This window comes from Candidatus Pelagibacter sp. HIMB1485, from assembly GCF_052048055.1.
GTDB lineage: Bacteria > Pseudomonadota > Alphaproteobacteria > Pelagibacterales > Pelagibacteraceae > Pelagibacter.
The window spans coordinates 449864-471369 of sequence record NZ_JBNAIN010000002.1 but is presented as its reverse complement, the minus strand read 5'-3'; the positions used below and the strand labels follow the sequence as shown (position 1 = coordinate 471369).

The following is a 21506-nucleotide window of genomic DNA, read 5'->3' as shown; positions in this document are numbered from 1 at the left end:
TTAATTTGAACTTTCAGTAAATCTTTGTTGCGGAACTATTGCGGAAAAAGTTCCAGTTCCAGTGCAATTACTTTCAGTTTGTTCACCTAAGCCTCTGTTTACACTTGATGGATTTGGATTGTTTGCTCCTTCACATTTTAAGTTAAAATCTACATTACCTTTTAACTCAACTTCGACTTCTAAAAACTTTACATTGTTAGCTGTGGATTTTGTTATGATATTATTATAAAGATAGTTAGCTGTTAAAAATGCAAAAAAAGCTAAAAAGAATATTTTGATGTTATTTAAATTTTTTTTAAAATTTACTTTCATTGTTATTGTTATAGCTTTTATTCCCAAAAATTCTAATGCAAATATATATGAATTAAATTGTAAAAATAAAAAAAATAGAACTATTTGGGTTTATTCAAATAAAAGAAAACAAATCATTTTAACAAAAATCAACAGTTCAAAAACAAAGGTAAATTTCAAGATGGATAGACAAACCCCATCATCTTTTACATCAAACGGTTCAATTGGGGGATTGCAGACTATTGTAACTTACAGTCAAAATTCTAACGAATTAGCAATGTTGCAAAAATCTTTAAGAGGTTCCAACCAATTTTATAAGTGCTCAAAACCAAAACTCATTAAAGAAGAATAGTTAAAAAATTAAAGTTAAAGTTGTACCTGGGCCCACTTCATTGTGTTTGTACTCGCAAAATTTAGAAGTTTTCTTTATAAAGTATACCCCCAGACCTCCAGGTCTGACTTTATCTAAATCTCTTGGTTTAATAATTTCTAAAGGTACTTGTTCACCGTAGTCAGTTATTATTACTTTAAGCTCATTGTTGTTTATAATTTCTAAATTTAAATCAATTTTTTGATCTTTTTTCATTTTATACGAGTAACGAATTACATTTTGCAAAGCCTCATCAATTGCTAAAGTTACGCTTGCTAATTCGATGTTTGGTAGATTTGATTTACAAAAATCCTCTATTTTCGATCTTGTATCTTTTAACTCTGAGGGATTTGATAGCATTGTAATATTCATAAATAAATTTCAATAGTATTACCCAATATGGGTATATTAAATTAAAAAAAATAGTTTATAAAAGAATTATGAAAAAAATCTTACTAGTTTTATTTACATCATTAATATTTTTTCAAAACATAGTCAAAGCAGAAGTTGCTATGATTGGAGTTGTAGATGGAATGGTATGTATGGCATGCCAAGCAAAAGTTGAAAAAGAACTTAAAGCTGCAACAGGTGAAGGTAATGTTGAAGTTTCATGGCCAGAGGGAGTTGCGTTTATAAACTTTGAAAATACTCCAAATTTTTCTGAAGAAGACTTTAAAAAAGTAATTGAGAACGCTGGTTTTGCAGTTGGTAAAGTTGCTACCTTAAATGAAAAAATTATTGATCCAAAATCTGGATTAATTTCATTAAATAAATTTTAATTTTTTACTTTCCAGTCAGTTTCGAAAGTCACATAGTTTACTTGTAAACATCGTCTTTCCTTAAGAATACTCTTTTTTTCCATTCCATGCCAAGTATTTGGTCCGCTGGTAAAAAGATAACCGTAGTTATTTCTGTAAGGCAATGTTTTAACTTTCTCTAATTTTTCATTATAAAAATCAGTCCCTAAATCCTCAGACTCATTAGTTTTATTTACAAAAATTAATCCTGACATTAATTTTTCTTTAATATCACAGTGTGGTTTTAGCCAAAAACCCTCTCTATCACAAATCACCTCTACCCTGACGTATGAGTTTGATAAATCTTTATTGATCATTTTAGATATTGTCTCGAATGTTTCTTTTGATTGTAGTTCATTTATAAATTTAACAAGATTTGGAAATTGCAAACTATTTTCTTTTGTTACAAAACATCTAAATTTTATTGCTTTACCGCCAGAGGAAATACCTTCTCTGAATTCTGCTGCCCCTCCATCAATTGCTCTTGTCCCATCATAATTCAAATTATGCTCACTTAAATCTGGAATATCTGCTTTAACAATTTCTTCAATTGCTTCTTCAGATAGAGCATTGCTATATTCCCAATGGTCAAATGGTATTTCATATTTTTTTGAATTATTTTTTATGGAATTTAAAAATGACATTAAGATTGAATTTTTTCTTTAATAATTTTTGCTACTCTATTCGTTTCATCTAGTTTTTCATAGTTCCAATTTTCAATTTCCTCACCTAAGTTTCTAGTGATATTTAGTTCTCTAAATAAATTTCTAAATCTTTGGAATCTTTTGTCATTCTTTTTTGGTAAAATATTAGCAACATAGATTGGTTTACCTGTCAAAGCAGCTTCAGAGATCATAGAACTCGAGTCACATGTAACAACTATATTTTCAGATAAAGCTAAAGCAGATAAATATGCTTTTTTATCTACATCCATAATCACTGTGTGATTTTCTCCAAAAAACTCTTTTGCATAATGAATAGTATTTATTGGGGTTCTCATTGATGGGATTACAACTAATTGAAAATCATGTTTCTTCATTAATTTATAAAACATTGAGAAAATATGTTTCATATTTTTAGTTGAATAATCGTAATATTTTGTTGGCCCTCCCATAATTAAGCACCAAATTTTTCTCTCATCTTGATTGATAAAAGATTTTAAATAATCTTTATTTTCTTCAATTTCTTTCTCCGAAAGATAATGAATAGCTCCCTTTGTGCTAATAACATTCTCTCCATTAATTTCATCATGCTCAGGTGCAACAATAAAATCGAAATGATTAAAATCTATTTTTGGATCTTGGATATGAATATTAAAAATTTTTTTTTTAGAAATGCTTTTTAAGTGAATAGATGGAATTACACTCTTTCTTCCACATGAGATTATTAAATCAAAATCATTATCTTCAATCTTTTTATAAACACTTTGAGAAATTGGAGTAAATTTAGGTGGAACAAGTTTCCAAATACTTTTTAGTTCAACCTTGTGGTGAGTAAAATCAATATCAAGTGCTTTAGCAAGTCCCTCGACCTGACTAATCATTCCGTGCATCCCTTGAGATAATAATAAACCTTTTAATTTAGACATTAATCACTATATAGCTTTCATATGAGTCAAAATCCAACTAAACACACAAAAGTGTTAATAATTGGATCTGGTCCTGCCGGATACACAGCAGCTGTTTATGCTGCACGAGCAATGTTAAATCCTATCCTTGTTCATGGTGCTCAACCAGGCGGACAATTAACAACTACAACTGATGTGGAAAATTTTCCAGGGTTCGCAGAAGTAATTCAAGGACCATGGCTAATGGATCAAATGAGAGATCAAGCAAAAGCTGTTGGAACAGAAATGATAGAAGACCATATCGGATCAGTGAATTTAAAATCTACACCGTTTGAGGCTGTTGGAGATAGTGGTCAAAAATATACAGCAGATAGTATAATTATTTCAACTGGTGCACAAGCAAGATGGTTAAACATTAAATCTGAACAAGAATTTAGAGGATTTGGAGTTTCAGCATGTGCTACATGTGATGGTTTCTTTTTTAAAGATAAAGAAGTTGCTGTAGTTGGAGGTGGTAATGCTGCAGTAGAAGAGGCAATGTTTCTTACAAAATTTGCATCAAAAGTAAAATTAATTCATAGACGAGATAGTTTAAGAGCTGAAAAAATGTTGCAAAAAAAATTGATGGAAAATAAAAAAATTGAAATTGTTTGGGACTCTGTAGTTGAGGATGTCTTGGGTGATAGTGAACCCAAAAATGTTAAAGGTATAAAAATTAAAAATTTGAAAACTGAAAAAACAGAGGAAGTAAAATTAGATGGATTGTTTATTGCTATTGGTCATGATCCTGCAACTCAACTTTTCAAAGATCAATTAGAAATGGATAAAGAAGGTTACTTAATTACAAAACCAGATTCTACGGAAACAAATATTCCTGGAGTTTATGCTGCGGGTGATGTTAAGGATAAAACTTTTCGACAAGCAGTTACAGCAGCAGGAATGGGTTGTATGGCTGCATTAGAAGCAGAAAAATTCTTATCTCATTAATTTGAGATTACAATTACTAACTAATTAAAGGAAGAGGTGTCATGGCTGATAAAGTATTGTTAACTGGAATAAGTGGATGGATTGCTAAACATACTGCAATAGAATTATTAAATTCAGGCTATGAAGTTTTAGGTACTGTTAGAAGTGATGATGTAATTTCTCAGACAAAAGAAACGATTAGTAAATATGCTTCTATAGATAAATTATCTTTTACAAAACTTGATCTTTTAAATGATGAAGGTTGGGAAGAAGCTGCAAAAGGATGCAAATATATAATTCATATGGCTTCCCCCTTTCCGATGAAAGTCTCAAAAAATAGAGAAAATTTAATACCAGTTGCAAAAGATGGAACTTTAAGAGTTTTAAACGCTGGTATCAAAGCAAATGCAGAGCAATTTGTAGTTACATCTTCAATAGCAGCAATGTTTAGAAAGCCAAATAGATCAAATCCTTATTCATTTAGTGAAAATGATTGGACTGATGAAAATTGGGTTGAAGGAGTTAATGATTATTTTCTATCTAAAACAGTTGCTGAAAAAGCAGCTTGGACATTGATGGAGAGTAAAGGGATTAAAAGTAAACTTACTTGCATAAATCCTGGCGGTGTATTTGGAGATGCTTTGGATACCAAAAGTGGTACTTCAATTGAATATGTTAGGCAATTTTTAAAAGGTAAATTTCCAGCAACCCCTAAATGGGGAATACTAATATCTGATGTTAAAGATGTTGCAAAATCTCATGTAGCTTGTTTAGGAAATTCAAAAGTTGGTGGCAGAAGATTAATTATTGGAAAAGAAGTTAAAACATTACTTGAGACATCAAAAATATTAGCAGAAGCGTTGCCAGAGTATGCAAAAAAACTACCTAAAAAAACTTTACCAAATTTTATGGTGAAATTTATTAGCATCTTAGACTCAAGTGCAAAAACTATGATACCCGATCTTGAATTAGAGATGAAACCAGTGACAAAATATGCTGAAGATTTGATTGGTTTTGAATTTAAACCAGCAAGTGGAGCTTTAATTGATGCTGGAAAATCAGTGGTAAGATTAGGCTTAGTATAAAAATTTTGTATAACCTCATCTTTTAATTTCGGGTATATAATTAATAAAAATGAACAGAAGAAAATTTATAAAAACTGTAAGTCAAATTATGATTGCTTGGGGATTAAGCCCAAATCTCGCATTTGCCTCCGAATCTAATAAAATATTATCAGGAAAATTTTTCATAGATGGCAAGGAAGCAGAATTAAATTTTCAAGATTTAAATAGTACTACGATTGAAACTAAAGATGAAAAATCAATAATTAAATTTAAAGATGATTTTTATTTGATAAGACCTGAAACAAAACTTCAATTTGTATCAAAGAACTTGTTAAAAGTTATCAAAGGTTCTGTTCATGCAGTCTTTGGAAAAAGACAAGATGAATTAAATGTTGAAATTCCTCACGGCACAATTGGAATAAGAGGAACCTCTATTTTCATTGATATTGAGCCTAAGCAGAACAGAAGTTATTTTTGTAATTGTTATGGAGAAACAGTTCTCTATGATAAAAATGGAAACTTATTAGAAACAGTGGTTTCATATGGGCACGAGTCTGGTGCACTTACAGAAGATGGAAAATTTAAACGTTATGGAATTAATTATTTAAAAAATATTTATGCTTTAAGACACCCAAAAATATTTGACGAAGAAATGGAAAAAGTTGGGTGCATCGTAGAAAACAGTCATTGTACCTTAAAATAAATTTATTTTACTAAATCTGAAATTTGATCTGACTCAAAGATTTTTTGATCAATACTACTATTCGCAAGTTTAATCATTGCTTTTGCAATTGTTTCTGAATGAATTGATCTCATTTTCTTTAGTGGTCCAATAAATAAAGGATTGAGAAGCTTAAAAATAATTATTCCTATTTTCTCTCCTAGTCTGAATTCTTTTCTGTTACCCAATATAAATGAGGGTCTCATAATTCCTATTTTGGAAAAACCTAAACTTAAAATCTCTTCTTCTACTAAGCCCTTATATTTTAAATAATCTCCTGAACTTTTAGAATTTGCGTATCCTGAAGATACAAAAAAATAGGATTTAACATTATTAGATTTTGCAATTTGGGCCACTTGTTTTGGGATATCTAATTCAATTCTTTGATATTCGTTTTTATCAGGAGAATTTTTTTTTGTTGTCCCAATACAAAAATAACATTCATCTCCCACGATCTGTTCTTTATGCTTTTCTAAATTATTAAAATCAGTTTGAATTACTTGAATTTTTGAGTTGTTTATTTGAATTGGAGAACGAACAAACATTTTAATTTTAGAGTAATTATCATTCTGAATAAGTTGATTTAGAACATGACCTCCAACTAATCCAGTTGAACCAAATAGTAATGCTGTTTTCACTTCTTAAGAAAGGCTTTCGCAAAAGGATTTTATTCTATCCATTGCTTTCTTCAAATTTTGCATTGAAGTAGCATAAGAAATTCTAAAGTATCCATCTAAACCAAATGCAGATCCTTGAACAACTGCAACATTAGATTGCTCAAGTAGTTTTTGAACAAACTCGGTATCAGTTTTCAATTTAGTTTTTTTATTTAACAATTCCTTACAACTTGGAAATACATAAAATGCCCCATTAGGTGTTAAACAATTTATACCATTAATGCTGTTTAAACTTTTTACTACAAAATCTCTTCTTTCTTTGAAAGCTTTTGATCTTTTTTTTATAAAACCTTGATTTCCATTTAAAGCTTCAACTGCAGCAGCTTGGCTGATTGATGATGGATTAGATGTAGATTGAGATTGAATTTTACCAATTGCTTTAATGATATCTTTTGGTCCTGCGGCATACCCTATTCTCCAACCTGTCATTGCATACGATTTACTAACCCCATTCATAGTCAAAGTTCTATCTTTTAATTTAGAATTTTGGGCAATCGTATAAAAATTAAAATTATCGTATGCTATATGTTCATATATATCGTCACTCAAAATATGAACTCTTTTATTTCTAATTAAAACTTTAGCTAAATCTTCAATTTCTTTTTTTGAATAACCCGCTCCAGTTGGATTGGAAGGTGAATTTAAAATCACCCATTTTGTTTTTTTAGTAATAGCTTTTTTTAATTTACTTGCAGTAAGTTTAAATCCTTCTTCCTCTGTGCACTTAACTATCTTTGGTTTTCCACCAGCTAATAAAACCATATCAGGATAAGAAACCCAGAAAGGTGCTGGAATAATAACCTCATCACCTTTGTTTAAAGTTGCCATGAAAGCATTATAAAGAACTTGTTTTCCACCAGTTCCAACAGTGATTTGATCTGTAGTGTAATTAATTTTGTTTTCTCTTTTAAACTTATCTACAATTGCTTTTTTTAAAGCAGGCGTTCCATCTACTGCTGTATATTTTGTGTCTCCACTTTTGATAGCTTTAATTGCAGCATTTTTAATATTATCTGGTGTATCGAAATCTGGTTCTCCAGCCCCAAGTCCAATTACATCTTTTCCTGCAGCTCTAAGTTCTCTTGCTTTTTGAGTAACTGCAATAGTTGGTGATGGTTTAATTCGTTTTAAACTGTCTGATATTATGCTCATTGAAATATAAATAAATTCTAATACGCTGTTTAATATATGGAAAATACTTATCAAGATATAATTACAGATATTCAGAGTAAAAATCCTAAAATTGGTGGAAAACTCGAAGGTGGAAAAAAATTCAAAATTAAATCTGATTTTAAACCTGCAGGTGATCAACCAGAAGCTATTAAGAAATTAGTAAATGGTGCAAATAAAGATCAATTTAATCAAGTATTACTTGGAGTTACAGGATCTGGAAAAACTTTTACAATGGCAAAAGTAATCGAGGCTACTAATAGACCAGCATTGATACTTGCTCCAAACAAAACACTTGCAGCACAACTCTATGGAGAAATGAAAACATTTTTTCCAGATAATGCAGTTGAGTACTTTGTCTCTTATTATGACTATTATACACCGGAGGCTTATGTTCCAAGATCTGACACTTATATAGAAAAAGAGGCATCGATTAATGAACAAATTGATCGAATGAGACACTCTGCAACCAGATCTCTTTTGGAAAGAGATGATGTTTTAATTGTAGCAAGTGTTTCATGTATTTATGGATTAGGTTCTGTTGAGGCGTACAGTAAAATGACGCTAACTCTTCAAAAAAATTATGATTACAACAGAGAAGAAATAATTAAATCATTAGTAGCTTTACAATACAAAAGAAATGATCAAAATTTTTATAGAGGAACATTTAGAGCTAGAGGAGAATATTTAGAAATCTTTCCCTCCCATCTAGAAGATAGAGCTTGGAGGCTTTGTCTATTTGGAGATAAATTAGAGCAAATTGAAGAGTTTGATCCTTTAACAGGAGATAAAGTTAGAGAGCTAAGTTTAGTAAAAGTCTATGCGAATAGTCATTACATAACTCCTAAGCCTACAATTGAACAAGCAGTTATTAATATTAAAAAAGAATTAGAAATAACTTTAAAAAAACATAGAGCAGAAAATAAATTATTAGAGGCTCAAAGGTTAGAAGAAAGAACTAAGTTTGATTTAGAAATGATTGAAGCAACTGGTTCTTGTGCTGGAATTGAAAACTATTCAAGATTTTTATCTGGAAGAAAACCTGGAGAACCTCCTCCTACTCTATTTGAATATTTTCCAGATAACACATTGATATTTGTTGATGAATGTCATGTAACTGTTCCACAACTTAATGGAATGTACAAAGGAGATAGATCAAGAAAAAGTACTCTTGCAGAATATGGTTTTAGACTACCATCGTGTATGGATAATAGACCATTAAAGTTTGAAGAGTGGGATTTAATGAGAACTCAAACTGTATTTGTATCTGCAACACCAGGACCGTGGGAACTAGAACAAACAAAAGGAAAATTTATTGATCAAGTTATCAGACCAACTGGACTAATTGATCCTGTAGTTGAAATTAGACCTGCAAAAAATCAGGTAGATGATTTGATGCACGAATGCAAAAGAGTGATTGAAAACAATCATCGAGTTTTAGTCACAACTCTTACTAAGAAAATGGCAGAAGATTTAACTGAATATCTTCATGAAAATGGAATTAAAGTTAGGTACCTTCACTCAGATATCGATACTTTAGAGAGAATTGAAATAATGAGAGATTTAAGAATGGGTGTATTCGATGTTTTAGTTGGTATCAACTTATTAAGAGAAGGTCTTGATATTCCTGAATGTGCGCTAGTTGGAATTTTAGATGCGGACAAAGAAGGTTTTCTAAGATCAGAAACTTCTCTTATTCAAACAATAGGAAGAGCAGCGAGAAATGTAGATGGAAAAGTTATTTTGTATGCTGATAAGGAGACTAAAAGTATAAAAAAGGCAGTTGCTGAAACTGATAGAAGAAGAAATATTCAAATAGCTTATAATAAAAAACACAAAATTAGCGCAACATCAGTTAAAAAAGAAATTAGCGATATTTTAGAGAGTGTTTATGAGAAAGATTATGTAAAAATAAGCGAGGGTTCTAATGTTGGTGGAAACTTAAAGAAACATCTTAAAGCACTAGATAAAAAGATGAAAGAAGCTGCATCCAATCTTGAATTTGAAGAAGCTGCTAAAATTAGAGACGAAATAAGAAAGTTGGAAAGTAGCGAATTAGAAATTACATTAAATCCAAAAATAAGGCAGTATGATGTAAAAAATAAACTTTATCCTAAAGGTCGATCAACAATGGGAATGCCTGGTACAAAAGTTACAAAAAAAAGAGATAAAAAATGGAAGCACGGAAAATAATTATAACTGGTGGTGCAACAAGAATTGGTGCTGCAATTGCAAAAAAATTATCAGGTCCCAATAAAGAAATTTTAATTCATTTTAATAAATCAAAATTAAAAGCTGAGAAGTTAAAAAAAGAACTATCAAATAATGGTACTAAGGTTTACTTAGTTAAAGGTGATTTAAGTAAAGAAAATGATGTAAATAAAATTGTAAAATATGCAAAATCAAAACTTAAGTATTTTGATTGTCTAATTAATAATGCCTCTTTGTTTGAAAATGATAAATTAGAAAATTTTACAACAGATAGTTGGGGGCAACATTTAAGAACAAATTTAAGAACACCTGCACTGTTATCAAAAGAATTTTCAAAAAATGTTAAAGGAACAAATAACAATATAATTAACATTATTGATCAAAGAGTTTTCAAACTAACTCCATATTTTTTTTCCTACACAATTAGTAAAACTGGACTTTATACTTTGACCAAGACTAGTGCTATGAGTTTAGCCCCAAAAATTAGAGTAAACGGTATTGCACCTGGACCGACTATTAAAAATCAAAGACAATCTGAAAAACATTTTAGAAAACAATACCTTGCAACTCCGTTGAAAAGACAGGTGGATGTGGAACAAATATGTAATGCTGTTGACTTTTTTATAAAAAATACATCTATTACCGGACAAGTTTTAGCAATAGATAGTGGGCAAAGTTTAAACTGGCAAACACCAGATATAATGGGGAAAGAATGAAAAAATTTTTAATACTAATTATTTTTTCTTTATTATTCAGCAATATTGTTCATGCAAATTCAAAAGAAAAAATAAAAAAGGATGGTTTTGTAATACCAACTATCAAATGGAAAGATAAAATTAAAATTGATGAAATTTTTGAAGTAAGTAATCCTAAAGATAAAATAATAATAATATACAACCATGGATCTGATGGAGCAGATGTTAAATTAAAAGATTGCTTCTGGAGATCAGAACTCAGAAATTGGGCTCAATTAGCTGGTGATAAAATAAATGATAAAGAAATTATGGTCTATATACACTGCCAAGGTCAACTTGAAGGTGATTTAGGTGCTAAATTAGGAAGAATAGGAATGTGGACTAAAAACTGGGAAGGACCTTACCCGGGAATATCAAAAATGGATAGGAGAGTTCAGGGTAACTTAGATGTTGTAAAAAAATTTGTGAAGTTGGGTGTGCCAAAAAAACAAATTTTCATATCAGGTCACTCTTGTGGAGGATGGGCAACTCTAAGATTTACAGCAGAATATATGGATGAAGTAGGCGGAGGTGTTTCATTGATGCCCGCATGTTTTTGGACTTTATCAAAAAAATTTAAAGTAAAAAAAGTTGGCTATGAAAAAGCTATGGAAAAGCTTCATAAAAAAAAACCTGGGTGGGCTCAGTGGAGAGAAGACCAAATTAAATTAATAAAAGATGGAAATGCGCCAATTTTAATTTTTACACACCCCATGGATCCATATGAGGGATTAATATCTGATTGGATGGATGATGTTCCTAACTTTAAGAGAATAGTAGTGTCTGAAAATAAAAAAATTAATGGGAAAAAATGTAAATTAGCTGGATCAAATTGGGAAGAACCATTAAAAAACGCTCATCTTATAGATTTTGCTGATTGTTTTATGCATTATCATCCACTAATTAAAGAATATATTTCTTCAAGAATAAAATAAATGAAAAGAAATAATCTTAAAATTGTTAAAATAAATAAAAACAAAAGTCTTTTTAATTACGAAAAGAAAATTCTAATTAATGAACTAATTTTAAATTTAAAACTTGGCTACTATGACTTTGAAAAGAAAAAGCCTCAAAAAGTTAAATTTAGCCTAGAAATTGATTACGAGGATAAAAAGCCATCAAGTGATAAAGATATAAGATCGATTGTTAATTATGGAACAATTGTAAAATTAATTACAAAACTCGTTAAAAAAAAACATTACAACTTTCTTGAAACATTAGCTGAAGCCGTATTTGATGAATTATTCAAAGATCAAAGGATTGCTAAAATAATGTTGAAAATTGAGAAATTAGAAATTCTTAAGCAATGTTCATCTGTTGGTATTCAAATTACCAAAAAAAGAAGTCATGATAAGCTCTGAAATAGGAAAAGAAGTAATTAAAAAAGAGCTATCGCTAGTCCCTAAACTTCCTGGTGTCTACAGGATGCTAAATGAAAAAAATGAAATCCTTTATGTGGGAAAAGCAAAAAATCTTCCTAATAGACTTAAAAGCTATGTATCTGAAAAAAATCATATAATTAGAACAGAGAGAATGTTATCTCAAACTAGAAAATTAGAGATAACAACTACTTCAAATGAAAGTGAAGCTCTACTCCTAGAAGCAAACCTAATTAAAAAATTTAAACCAAAATTCAATATTTTATTAAGAGATGATAAGTCATTTCCATTCATCTTTATTAGTAACAAAGATAAATGGCCGCAAATTAAAAGACATAGAGGAAAAAAGACAAAAGAAGGATTTTATTTTGGACCTTTTGCATCAGCAGGTTCAGCTAACTGGACTATAAAGATGATCCAAAAAATTTTTCATCTAAGAGTTTGTGATGATACTGTTTTTAAAAATAGAGAAAGACCTTGTATCCTTTATCAAATAAAAAGATGTTCCGGACCATGTGTTGGTTATGTTGAAAAAAATGATTATCAACAAACAGTTGATGATGCCATTGAGTTTGTGTCTGGGAAATCAAGGAAAATTCAAAAAAATCTTTCAAGTCAAATGGAAAAAGCAAGTGAGGAATTAGATTTTGAAAAAGCAGTAATTTTAAGGGACAGAATTAAAGCTTTAAATATTATTCAATCTTCTCAAAGAATTAATGAGGCAAACTTAGTAGAGGCAGATGTTATAGCTGGATACAAAGAATCTGGCAAAACTTGTATTCAAGTATTTTTTTATCGTTCAAAACAAAATTGGGGTAACCAAGCTTTTTTTCCAAAACATGACCCAGATGAAAAATTAGGAGATATTTTAAATTCATTTGTTTCACAATTTTATGAAAACAAAAGTGTGCCTTCTGCAATAATTTTATCTGAGGAAATAAAAGAAAAAGTTTTAATTGAAAAAACTTTAACTCAAAAAGAGGGAAAACAAATTAACATTAGTGTTGCTAAAAAAGGCTCAAAATTAAAAGTAGTTAATCAAGCAATAAAAAATGCAAAAGATAGTTTGAATAGAAAACTTTATGAAAGTCAGAATAATCGAGAACTTTTTGATGAAGTTGCAAAGAAATTCAATCTCGAGACAAATATAAATTTAATTGAGGTTTATGATAACAGCCATATCCAAGGAACAAATAGTGTTGGAGCTTTAATTGCATATGGTGATGAGGGATTTATTAAAAAGAGATATCGAAAGTTCAATATCAAGCACAAAAAAAATGAGCAAGACGATTACGGCATGATGAGAGAAGTATTAAACAGAAGATTTAAACGTGCCGTTCAGGAAAAAGATAATTACCTCACTTTTCCTGATTTAGTATTAGTTGATGGAGGAAAAGGACAATATTCAGTAGCTAGAGAAAGTTTAAATGAATTGGGACTTCACGACATTCCAATTATTGCAATAGCAAAGGGTAAATTTCGTAATAGTGGAAATGAAACATTTTTTCACAATGGCAAAGAATATAAATTCTCAAAAAATGACCCCACTCTATTCTTCCTTCAAAGGATAAGAGATGAATCTCATAGATTTGCAATCAGTGCCCATAGAGCAAAGAGAAAAAAAGGAATTAGTAAATCTTTACTGGACCAAATTGAAGGTATTGGAGCAATTAGAAAAAGGGCGCTTCTAAACCATTTTGGGTCAGCAAGATCTGTTGAGTCTGCTAGTTTGGATGAAATTAAATCTGTTGAAGGTGTTGAAGAAAAAGTAGCAAAAAAGATATATAACTTCTTTCACGAATAATTATGTTAAAAAAAATTCCAAATATTCTGACAATAGGAAGAATAATAATTGTACCCTTCTTTGTTTTAGCATTTTATCTTCCAGGTTTTTATGGTGATTTAACTGCTTTAATTTTATTTATAATTGCTTCATTTACAGATTTTTTAGATGGCATGTTAGCTAGAATGTTAGGACAAGAGTCTAAATTGGGAGAACTATTAGATCCAATTGCAGATAAAATTATAGTCGCTACAGCTCTAATTTTACTGGTGATGGATGGAACAATCAGAAATTATGAGGTTATTGCAGCTATAATAATTTTAACTAGAGAAATTTTAATTTCTGGATTACGTGAATTTTTAGCAAAAGGTCAGATTAAACTTCCAGTTTCAAATCTTGCTAAACTCAAAACAGTGTTACAAATGGTTGCTATTGGTCTTCTGCTTTCAGGAGATACTGGAAACAAAATAATCAATTTTGAAAATTATAATGCTCAAACTATTGGGATTATTCTTTTATGGTTATCAGCTGCGCTTACTTTATTTACAGGTTATGATTATTTACGAAAGGGTATTGATCACGCAATATCAGAAGATAACAAAGATTAAGCTGCTTTTTTCTTTCTCACCAGCGCTTGATAGCTTTCATTAAGATCGATAATGGTATCACAAACTTTGAATTGATTTTCTGCAATACAAGATACAGGTGTAACTTCAGCAGCAGTTCCTGTTAAAAAGCATCCTACAAAGTTAGGAAGTTCTGTTGGACTAATTTTTCTTTCATGTACTTTTATATTTTTTGATTTTGCAATTCCAATTACAGTTCTTCTTGTAATTCCATCTAAGAATGAATCTGGAATTGGTGTGTGAATTTCTCCATTTTTATCTTTAAAAAATACATTGGCCCCTGTTGCTTCAGCAATATTTCCTTCGTGATCCAACATTAAAGAATCAGTGTAACCTTGTTTTTCAGCTTCATGTTTTGATAATGTGCAAATCATATACAAACCTGATGCTTTAGTATCCCAAGGTATAGTATTAGGAGCTGGTCTTCTCCAGTTTGAAATATTTAATTTAATGCCTTCAACTTTTAGTTTTGGATCAAAGTAAGATCCCCACTCCCAAGTTGCAATTGCAACATGAATTTTTGTTTGTTGTGCTGATATAGCCATCATTTCAGTGCCTCTCCAAGCTACCGGTCTTACATATCCGTTTTCTACATTTTGAGTTGCAATAATTTTATTTGAAGCAGTATTTATTTGCTCTTCAGTATAAGGAATTTCGAAACCCATTCTTCTGGCAGAATGAAAAAATCTAGAGGTATGTTCCTCTAATTTAAATATAGAACCATCATAAACTCTTTCACCTTCAAAAACACAACTAGCATAATGTAAACCATGACTTAAAATATGGAGCTTTACATCTCCCCAGTCAACAAGTTCATCGTTGTACCAAATTTTTCCAGATCTTTTATCGTACGGTATCATTAGTGAAAATATTTTAAAATATCAGTGAAAAATATCTTTGTATCTTTGATATGTCAATATAACTTACCCATTATGAAAGAACTTTTATATCTTAAAGACGATCAACTTAAGGGTTTAATTGAAAAATTATTTGTTAGTTACAGAGAGACATTTTCTGACTCTAAAAAAATTTTAGATAAATATTCAATTGGTGTAGCTCATCATAAGGTTATTCACCTAATTTCATCTTATGAAGGTATCTCTATTTCAGATCTTCTAAAAAAATTAAAAGTAACAAAGCAGAGCCTTAACAGAGTTTTAAAAGATTTAATAAAGTTAGATATCGTCATATTTAAAAAAAACGATCAAGATACAAGGGTTAAACATGTGTTTTTAAACGAAAAAGGAAAGAAAATATTTGAAGAAATTTTTAATTTACAAAAAAAAAGAATTTATTCTGCTCTTTTAAATTCAAGTTCAGAAGAAGTTGTTAATTTTGACAATGTATTGAATAAAATAATTAATGGATAATTTTTTAGCTCATATTTTAGTAGTTGATGACGATGATGGTATTAGATCATTGGTCAAAAAATTTTTAAACGAAAATAATTATTTAGTAACCACAGCTGATAGTGCTGAAGATGCCTCTGACAAAATAAAAATAATAAAGTTTGATTTAATTGTGCTCGATATAATGATGCCTGGAAAGAATGGATTAGAATTTATAGAAGAAAATAAAAAAAATCTAGATACTCCAATTATACTTCTTACAGCAAAAGGAGAAGCCAAGGAAAGAATAGAAGGTCTCGAGGTTGGGGCAGATGATTATTTACCCAAACCATTTGAACCTAAAGAATTAATTCTAAGAATTAAAAATATTTTAGATAAAACAAAAAAAACTGAGCAAAAAAGAATAATTGAATTTGAAAATGTCAAAATCGACTTAAATAAACTTTTAATTATTAGAGATCAAAAAGAATTTAAAATTAATAATACTGAAAAGACAATTTTAGAAAAAATGATTAATAGTCCTGGAAAAACATTTTCAAGAGAAGATATAGGAAAATTGATTAATCTTGATAAAGAAAGATCTATTGATGTTATTATTACTAGATTGAGAAAAAAAATTGAAATAGATCAAAAAAGTCCTAAGTTTTTGCAAACAATTAGAGGTGCAGGATATGTTCTCTGGATTGAGTAATTATTTCAAAAAAGTTTTACCAAAAAGATTATTTTATAGAGCGCTCTTAATTGTTGCGGTCCCTGTAATTACTATCCAACTAATAATCACCATTGTTTTCTTTGATAGTTTGTGGATTAAAACTAATAAAGGTATGACCAGAACTCTGGTTAATGAGATTAGTGCTTTTATAGAAGCTTATCAAAATGAGGAAAATGATAAGCAAGAAGTGAATAATCTTTTTTCATTGTTTCTAGATTTAAATATTGAATTGGTAGTTAATGAAAAACTAAGTGATCAAAATAAAGAAAGATGGTTTAGTCCAATTGATCGAACTTTAAGAAGAGAATTGAAGTCTAAATTTTCTCCTGAAATTTTCTGGTTTAATACTACAAACTATAAAGAACTAGTTGATTTAAGAATAAAATATGAAGATGGATATTTTAAATTTTTAGTTCCAAAAGATCGAGTCACTAGTACCTCTGCAAGAATATTTGCATTATGGATTACAGTTCCTGCAATTATAATGGTTATTATTTCACTAATATTTTTAAAGAACCAAACGAGGCCAATTACAAATTTAGCTCGCGCTGCTGAAAGATTTGGAAAAGGAGAAGACATAGAAGAATTTAAACCCTCTGGAGCACTCGAGATACGTCAAGCAGGTCATGAATTTGACAAAATGAGAAAGAGAATTGAAAGACATCTTAATCAGAGAACTGAAATGTTATCAGGTATTAGTCATGATTTAAGAACTCCTTTAACAAGAATGAAGCTACAATTAGCTTTTCTTAAAGATAAAGATGCAGTTGATAAGTTAACAGATGATATCAACGAAATGGAAAAAATGCTTAATGAGTATCTGCAATTTACAAGTTCATCATATGTTGAAAAAGATGAAATGTTCAATCTTTCCGAGCTAATAGAAGAGATAATAAAAAAATATAATAATAAAAACATTTCTCACAATTTAATTCCTAGAATTTACGTTAATGGTAGAAAGAATCTTATCAATAGATCTTTAAATAACTTGATAGATAACGGATTAAAATATGCAAACAAAGTTGAAATAAACCTAACTAAAAAAAATTCAAATCTATTTATAATTATTGATGATGACGGTCCAGGGATACCTAAAAAAGAATATGAAAACGTATTTAAACCTTTTTATAAGATGGACAAAGGAAGAAATGATTCAAAATCTAGTGTTGGATTAGGACTATCAATTGCTTCTGATATTATCAAATCCCATGGCGGAAACATTATGTTGGAAAAATCAAAATTTAATGGGCTAAGAGTTAAGATCTTTTTGCCAGTCTAGTTTTCTTCTTTTTTTTTGTTTCTAATTTTGAAATTTTATTTTCTAAATTTTCTACTCTCTTTGAAAGAATATCAAATTCATCCTTACTAGTAAGTTTCATTTTAAAAACAAATTCATCTCTCTTTGATTTAAATATATTTAAGATTTCAGATGATAAATCTTTTGAAGTTATTAACCCCTGTTCTAGTAGTTTTGCAAATTTATCAATTATAAATTTAGAATTTTTCATATTTGAGATATACAATATAGATATAATTTAAAATGTTCATCAATAATTTTGACCCAGTTGCAATAGAAATATTTTCTTTAGAAATTAGATGGTATTCGCTAGCTTATATTGCTGGTATTTTATTTGGATGGTTAGTAGCAAAAAAACTATTCTTAAAGAATTCTGAAATAAATAAAAACTTTGATGACTATATAACTTACTTAATTATTGGAATTATTTTAGGAGGAAGAATTGGTTATGTATTATTTTATAATTTTGAATTCTATATCAATAATCTATTAGATATTTTAAAAGTATGGGAAGGTGGCATGTCTTTTCATGGAGGAGTAATTGGTATTGTTATCGCAACTATATTGTTTGCAAAAAAAAATAATCAAGATGCGTTTTTATATTTAGACGTCGTCGCTATAGTTGCGCCTATTGGAATATTTTTTGGAAGAATTGCAAATTTTATAAATTCTGAACTTTATGGAACTATAACTAATTTACCTTGGGCAGTTACATTCATACAAATAGATAATCAACCAAGACATCCCTCACAAATTTATGAGGCATTATTAGAAGGTTTAATTCTATTTTTAATTTTACTTTATTTTAGAAGTAGAGGAAATTTTGAAAAAGCTGGATTGATTTCTGGATTGTTTTTAATTTTCTATTCAATCTTTAGATTTATTGTTGAATTTTTTAGAGTTCCAGATGATCAATTGGGATACCTAATATTCAATTTAACTATGGGTCAGTTAATAAGTTTTATCTTTTTAATAATTGGATTAATTATTTTCTTTTTGAAAAAAAATGAACAAGTTGACTAATTTACCTCTAGATCAATTTATAAATCACGCTCTTTACGATAAGGAAAATGGTTATTATATGAAAAAAAATCCCTTTGGAAAAGAAGGTGATTTTATTACGTCTCCCAACATAACAAGACTATTTTCAGAAATAATTGCGATTTGGGTAATAACTTTTTGGAAAAGCATCGGTTCACCTAAAAATTTTAACTTAATTGAACTTGGCGCTGGTAATGGAGAAATGATGAAAGTTGTGTCTGAAACATTAAAGAATTTTCCAGATTGTTTTAACTCCTGTAATTTAATGATTCATGAAAAAAGCTCATATTTAATTGATGAACAAAAAAAAAATTTAAATTCTGAAAAAATAATCTGGGTAAATGAAGTTGAAATCGACAACACATTTCCTTGCATTTATCTTGCAAACGAATTTTTTGATGCACTTCCAATAAAGCAATTTTTTAAAAAGGAGAATAATTGGTTTGAAAGGTATGTTAATTTAAAAACTTACAAAAGGGCTGAGTTCAATGATAAAGAAGTTGATATTAAAACAATAGAGCAAGAACTTAAATTTGAAATATCTAAGGACCAAGATATTATTGAATACTCTCCAGAAGCGTTTAAATATCTAGAGAAAATTTGTAAAATTATTGAGAAAAGAAATGGCGGACTTTTAATAATTGATTATGGATATTTAGATCTGAAAATAAAAAATACTATTCAAGCAATAAAGGATCATAAATTTTCAAACATATTAGAAGATATTGGCGACTCTGATATCACATACAATTTAAATTTTAATTTATATTCTAATTATATTAATCAATTTGAAAAACTAGATCATCTAATTACTAATCAAAAAAAATTCTTAACAAGTATGGGAATTTTGCAGAGAGCAGAGATTGTAAGTAATAATATAGCCTTCTCACAAAAAACAGATCTATTTTATAGAATTAGACGTTTAATTGATGAGAAACAAATGGGAGAGTTGTTTAAGGTAATGTTGATTAAAATTAAAAACAATAAATTTAAAACAGGTTTTCAAATTGATTAAATCTAAAAAGCTTTCAAAAAATAAAGCTATTAAACATGGTTTTTTTAATAGCATCGGTGGTGTATCAAAAAATATTTATAAAAGTTTAAATTGTGGTCCAGGTTCAAATGACAATAGTGCAAATGTAAAAAAAAATTTAAATATTGTTAAAAATAAAATTTCCAAGAAATCAAAAAATATTTTTTTACTTAATCAAATTCATAGTAATAAATTCGTATTTATTGACAAAAAGCATAAATCAAAAATAAAACCTAAGGCTGATGCAATTATTACTGATCAAGTAAATTTACCTATTGCAGTTTTGACTGCAGATTGTGTACCAATACTTGTTTTTGACAATCAGAGAAAAATGATAGCTGCAATTCATTCAGGGTGGAAGGGTGCTTTTAAGGGAATTATATCAAAAGTGATTAAATTTATGGTTAAGAGAGGGTCTAAAACAAAAAATATTACAGCAGTTATAGGTCCATCAATATCAGTTAAAAATTATGAAGTTCAAAAAGATTTTTATAAAAAATTTATAAGAAAAGACAAAACTAATCATAAATTTTTTAAAATTGGTAAAGAAAAGTTATATTTCAATTTATCTAGTTACGTTAAAGCGTTAATTCTTAAGTCTGGGGTGAAAAAAATAGAAAAAATTGACGTTGATACATTCGATGCTAAAAATAAATTTTTTAGTGCTAGAAGATCAAAAAATTTAAATCATGCTGATTATGGTAGAAATATTTCAATAATTATGCTTAATTAGGTTTTTCATGAAATTATTATCAGGAAATAGCAATAAACCACTTAGTAAGAATATTGCTAAATATTTAAAATCTAAATTAGTCAATTCAAGTATTAGAAATTTTTCTGATGGTGAAATTTATGTTGAGATTAATGAAAACATAAGAGGAAATAGTATTTTTATTATTCAGTCTGTTTCTTCACCAGCGAATGATAATTTAATGGAACTTTTATTATGTATAGATGCTTTAAAAAGATCATCTGCCAAAAATATAACTGCTGTAATTCCATATTTTGGTTATGCAAGACAAGATAGAAAAGTTGTCCCAAGAACTTCAATTTCAGCAAAATTAGTATCAAACTTAATTACAAAAGCAGGAGCAGATCGTGTTGTAACAGTAGATTTGCATGCAGGTCAAATTCAAGGATTTTTTGATATTCCTGTAGATAACTTATTTGCTACTCCTATTTTTGCAAGACACGTAAAGAAAAAAATTAAAAGTAAAAATATGATTTGTGTGGCTCCAGATGTGGGTGGTACTGAAAGAGCAAGATCTCTTGGAAAACTTTTAAATGTTGGTCTAGCCATAGTAGACAAAAGAAGACCTAAGCCAGGACAATCTCAGGTTATGAATGTAATTGGGGATGTAAAAGGTAAGACATGTATAATTGTGGACGATATTATCGACTCAGGTGGAACAATTGTAAATGCAGCTAAAGCTTTAAAAGATAGAGGTGCAAAAGAAGTTTACGTTTATATTACTCACGGTGTACTTAGTGGTGAAGCGGTCAAAAAAATTAAAAATTCTGTTATCAAAAATTTAGTAATTACAGACACAATTGATAATAGTGACAAAATAAAAGGTACAAAAAACATTGAAGTTTTATCTATTTCAGGGCTAATGGGTGAAGCAATTAAAAGAATATCAAATTCTACTTCTGTATCTGATTTATTTAAATAATTACCTTGTGTTATTAAGGATCTTGAGCTAAAAACCCTTGTTTTT

General features: G+C 29.1%; 26 protein-coding genes. 18 read left to right on the top strand and 8 right to left on the bottom strand.

Translation table 11 applies throughout. The annotated features are described in order from the left end of the window. Positions 1 to 312, bottom strand: coding sequence for a hypothetical protein (locus ACTTA4_RS04995; RefSeq protein ID WP_440633776.1), 312 nt, complete (start codon positions 310 to 312; stop codon positions 1 to 3). A gap of 160 nt (positions 313 to 472) precedes the next feature. Here ACTTA4_RS04995 and ACTTA4_RS04990 point away from each other — a divergent pair, with 160 nt between their 5' ends. Continuing rightward, a complete protein-coding gene (locus tag ACTTA4_RS04990; protein WP_440633775.1) occupies positions 473 to 643 on the top strand; it encodes a hypothetical protein in 171 nt (56 codons plus the stop codon). Here the strand turns inward: ACTTA4_RS04990 and ACTTA4_RS04985 are convergent, their stop codons facing one another. Further along, the gene (locus ACTTA4_RS04985; RefSeq protein ID WP_440633774.1) at positions 644 to 1033 is read right to left on the bottom strand and encodes an ATP-binding protein; all 390 of its coding nucleotides are present in this window, start codon (positions 1031 to 1033) and stop codon (positions 644 to 646) included. A 68-nt stretch (positions 1034 to 1101) separates the two neighbouring features. On the opposite strand from ACTTA4_RS04985, the gene ACTTA4_RS04980 reads away from it, so the two are divergent. Then, the gene (locus ACTTA4_RS04980; protein WP_262589738.1) at positions 1102 to 1440 is read left to right on the top strand and encodes a heavy-metal-associated domain-containing protein; all 339 of its coding nucleotides are present in this window, start codon (positions 1102 to 1104) and stop codon (positions 1438 to 1440) included. Here the strand turns inward: ACTTA4_RS04980 and ACTTA4_RS04975 are convergent. Both ACTTA4_RS04975 and ACTTA4_RS04970 read right to left on the bottom strand, forming a co-directional pair. Further along, positions 1437 to 2102: a hypothetical protein gene (locus tag ACTTA4_RS04975; protein WP_440633773.1), complete on the bottom strand. Its 666-nt coding sequence runs from the start codon at positions 2100 to 2102 to the stop codon at positions 1437 to 1439. The genes ACTTA4_RS04980 and ACTTA4_RS04975 overlap by 4 nt on opposite strands. Continuing rightward, the gene (locus ACTTA4_RS04970; protein ID WP_440633772.1) at positions 2102 to 3046 is read right to left on the bottom strand and encodes a mitochondrial fission ELM1 family protein; all 945 of its coding nucleotides are present in this window, start codon (positions 3044 to 3046) and stop codon (positions 2102 to 2104) included. The genes ACTTA4_RS04975 and ACTTA4_RS04970 overlap by 1 nt, the downstream gene beginning before the upstream one ends. Positions 3047 to 3067: 21 nt before the next feature. Between ACTTA4_RS04970 and trxB the strand changes: the two genes are divergently transcribed. Genes trxB through ACTTA4_RS04955 form a run of 3 tightly spaced genes read left to right on the top strand, consistent with a single transcriptional unit; the run spans position 3068 to position 5758 of the window. Next, positions 3068 to 4012 (top strand): thioredoxin-disulfide reductase, encoded by a 945-nt coding sequence (trxB, locus tag ACTTA4_RS04965; RefSeq protein WP_075506369.1) that lies wholly within the window; start codon positions 3068 to 3070, stop codon positions 4010 to 4012. 41 nt (positions 4013 to 4053) lie between these two features. Continuing rightward, a complete protein-coding gene (locus ACTTA4_RS04960; RefSeq protein ID WP_440633771.1) occupies positions 4054 to 5076 on the top strand; it encodes an NAD-dependent epimerase/dehydratase family protein in 1023 nt (340 codons plus the stop codon). A gap of 49 nt (positions 5077 to 5125) precedes the next feature. Continuing rightward, on the top strand, positions 5126 to 5758 hold the full coding sequence (locus ACTTA4_RS04955; RefSeq protein WP_440633770.1) for a hypothetical protein: 633 nt from the start codon (positions 5126 to 5128) through the stop codon (positions 5756 to 5758). Between the two features lie 2 nt (positions 5759 to 5760). Here ACTTA4_RS04955 and ACTTA4_RS04950 read toward each other — a convergent pair whose 3' ends face one another. Then, entirely contained in the window at positions 5761 to 6414 is a 654-nt protein-coding gene (locus ACTTA4_RS04950; protein ID WP_440633769.1) for an NAD(P)H-binding protein, read from the bottom strand. A 3-nt stretch (positions 6415 to 6417) separates the two neighbouring features. Next, complete coding sequence (locus ACTTA4_RS04945; protein ID WP_440633768.1) at positions 6418 to 7605, bottom strand: pyridoxal phosphate-dependent aminotransferase; 1188 nt, start codon at positions 7603 to 7605, stop codon at positions 6418 to 6420. Between the two features lie 36 nt (positions 7606 to 7641). Between ACTTA4_RS04945 and uvrB the strand changes: the two genes are divergently transcribed. From uvrB to pgsA, 6 genes are read left to right on the top strand one after another with little or no spacing between them, the layout of a single operon-like run. Next, on the top strand, positions 7642 to 9816 hold the full coding sequence (gene uvrB / locus ACTTA4_RS04940) for an excinuclease ABC subunit UvrB (protein ID WP_440633767.1): 2175 nt from the start codon (positions 7642 to 7644) through the stop codon (positions 9814 to 9816). Next, entirely contained in the window at positions 9798 to 10550 is a 753-nt protein-coding gene (locus tag ACTTA4_RS04935; RefSeq protein WP_440633766.1) for an SDR family oxidoreductase, read from the top strand. The genes uvrB and ACTTA4_RS04935 overlap by 19 nt, the downstream gene beginning before the upstream one ends. After that, positions 10547 to 11503 (top strand): alpha/beta hydrolase family protein, encoded by a 957-nt coding sequence (locus ACTTA4_RS04930; protein WP_440633765.1) that lies wholly within the window; start codon positions 10547 to 10549, stop codon positions 11501 to 11503. Before ACTTA4_RS04935 ends, ACTTA4_RS04930 begins: the two co-directional genes overlap by 4 nt. Then, positions 11504 to 11929, top strand: a complete 426-nt coding sequence (locus ACTTA4_RS04925; protein WP_440633764.1) for a dihydroneopterin aldolase — start codon at positions 11504 to 11506, stop codon at positions 11927 to 11929. It abuts the gene before it with no gap. After that, positions 11916 to 13751 (top strand): excinuclease ABC subunit UvrC, encoded by a 1836-nt coding sequence (gene uvrC / locus ACTTA4_RS04920; RefSeq protein WP_440633763.1) that lies wholly within the window; start codon positions 11916 to 11918, stop codon positions 13749 to 13751. The genes ACTTA4_RS04925 and uvrC overlap by 14 nt, the downstream gene beginning before the upstream one ends. Before the next feature lie 2 nt (positions 13752 to 13753). Continuing rightward, positions 13754 to 14338 (top strand): CDP-diacylglycerol--glycerol-3-phosphate 3-phosphatidyltransferase, encoded by a 585-nt coding sequence (gene pgsA, locus ACTTA4_RS04915; RefSeq protein WP_440613807.1) that lies wholly within the window; start codon positions 13754 to 13756, stop codon positions 14336 to 14338. Here the strand turns inward: pgsA and ACTTA4_RS04910 are convergent. Then, positions 14335 to 15216 (bottom strand): branched-chain amino acid aminotransferase, encoded by an 882-nt coding sequence (locus ACTTA4_RS04910; RefSeq protein WP_440633762.1) that lies wholly within the window; start codon positions 15214 to 15216, stop codon positions 14335 to 14337. The genes pgsA and ACTTA4_RS04910 overlap by 4 nt on opposite strands. A 72-nt stretch (positions 15217 to 15288) precedes the next feature. Between ACTTA4_RS04910 and ACTTA4_RS04905 the strand changes: the two genes are divergently transcribed. Genes ACTTA4_RS04905 through ACTTA4_RS04895 form a run of 3 tightly spaced genes read left to right on the top strand, consistent with a single transcriptional unit; the run spans position 15289 to position 17696 of the window. Next, positions 15289 to 15726: a MarR family winged helix-turn-helix transcriptional regulator gene (locus tag ACTTA4_RS04905; protein WP_440633761.1), complete on the top strand. Its 438-nt coding sequence runs from the start codon at positions 15289 to 15291 to the stop codon at positions 15724 to 15726. Then, a complete protein-coding gene (locus tag ACTTA4_RS04900) occupies positions 15719 to 16396 on the top strand; it encodes a response regulator (protein WP_440633760.1) in 678 nt (225 codons plus the stop codon). Before ACTTA4_RS04905 ends, ACTTA4_RS04900 begins: the two co-directional genes overlap by 8 nt. Then, a complete protein-coding gene (locus ACTTA4_RS04895; protein ID WP_440633759.1) occupies positions 16377 to 17696 on the top strand; it encodes an ATP-binding protein in 1320 nt (439 codons plus the stop codon). Before ACTTA4_RS04900 ends, ACTTA4_RS04895 begins: the two co-directional genes overlap by 20 nt. Here ACTTA4_RS04895 and ACTTA4_RS04890 read toward each other — a convergent pair. Further along, complete coding sequence (locus tag ACTTA4_RS04890) at positions 17674 to 17925, bottom strand: hypothetical protein (protein WP_262589755.1); 252 nt, start codon at positions 17923 to 17925, stop codon at positions 17674 to 17676. The genes ACTTA4_RS04895 and ACTTA4_RS04890 overlap by 23 nt on opposite strands. Positions 17926 to 17957: 32 nt before the next feature. On the opposite strand from ACTTA4_RS04890, the gene lgt reads away from it, so the two are divergent. From lgt to ACTTA4_RS04870, 4 genes are read left to right on the top strand one after another with little or no spacing between them, the layout of a single operon-like run. Then, on the top strand, positions 17958 to 18737 hold the full coding sequence (gene lgt / locus ACTTA4_RS04885) for a prolipoprotein diacylglyceryl transferase (protein WP_440633758.1): 780 nt from the start codon (positions 17958 to 17960) through the stop codon (positions 18735 to 18737). 58 nt (positions 18738 to 18795) lie between these two features. Beyond that, positions 18796 to 19770 (top strand): SAM-dependent methyltransferase, encoded by a 975-nt coding sequence (locus ACTTA4_RS04880; RefSeq protein WP_440633757.1) that lies wholly within the window; start codon positions 18796 to 18798, stop codon positions 19768 to 19770. After that, positions 19763 to 20521, top strand: a complete 759-nt coding sequence (pgeF, locus tag ACTTA4_RS04875; protein WP_440633756.1) for a peptidoglycan editing factor PgeF — start codon at positions 19763 to 19765, stop codon at positions 20519 to 20521. The genes ACTTA4_RS04880 and pgeF overlap by 8 nt, the downstream gene beginning before the upstream one ends. Positions 20522 to 20528: 7 nt before the next feature. Next, a complete protein-coding gene (locus tag ACTTA4_RS04870) occupies positions 20529 to 21461 on the top strand; it encodes a ribose-phosphate pyrophosphokinase (RefSeq protein WP_440633755.1) in 933 nt (310 codons plus the stop codon). Positions 21462 to 21506: the final 45 nt, after the last annotated feature.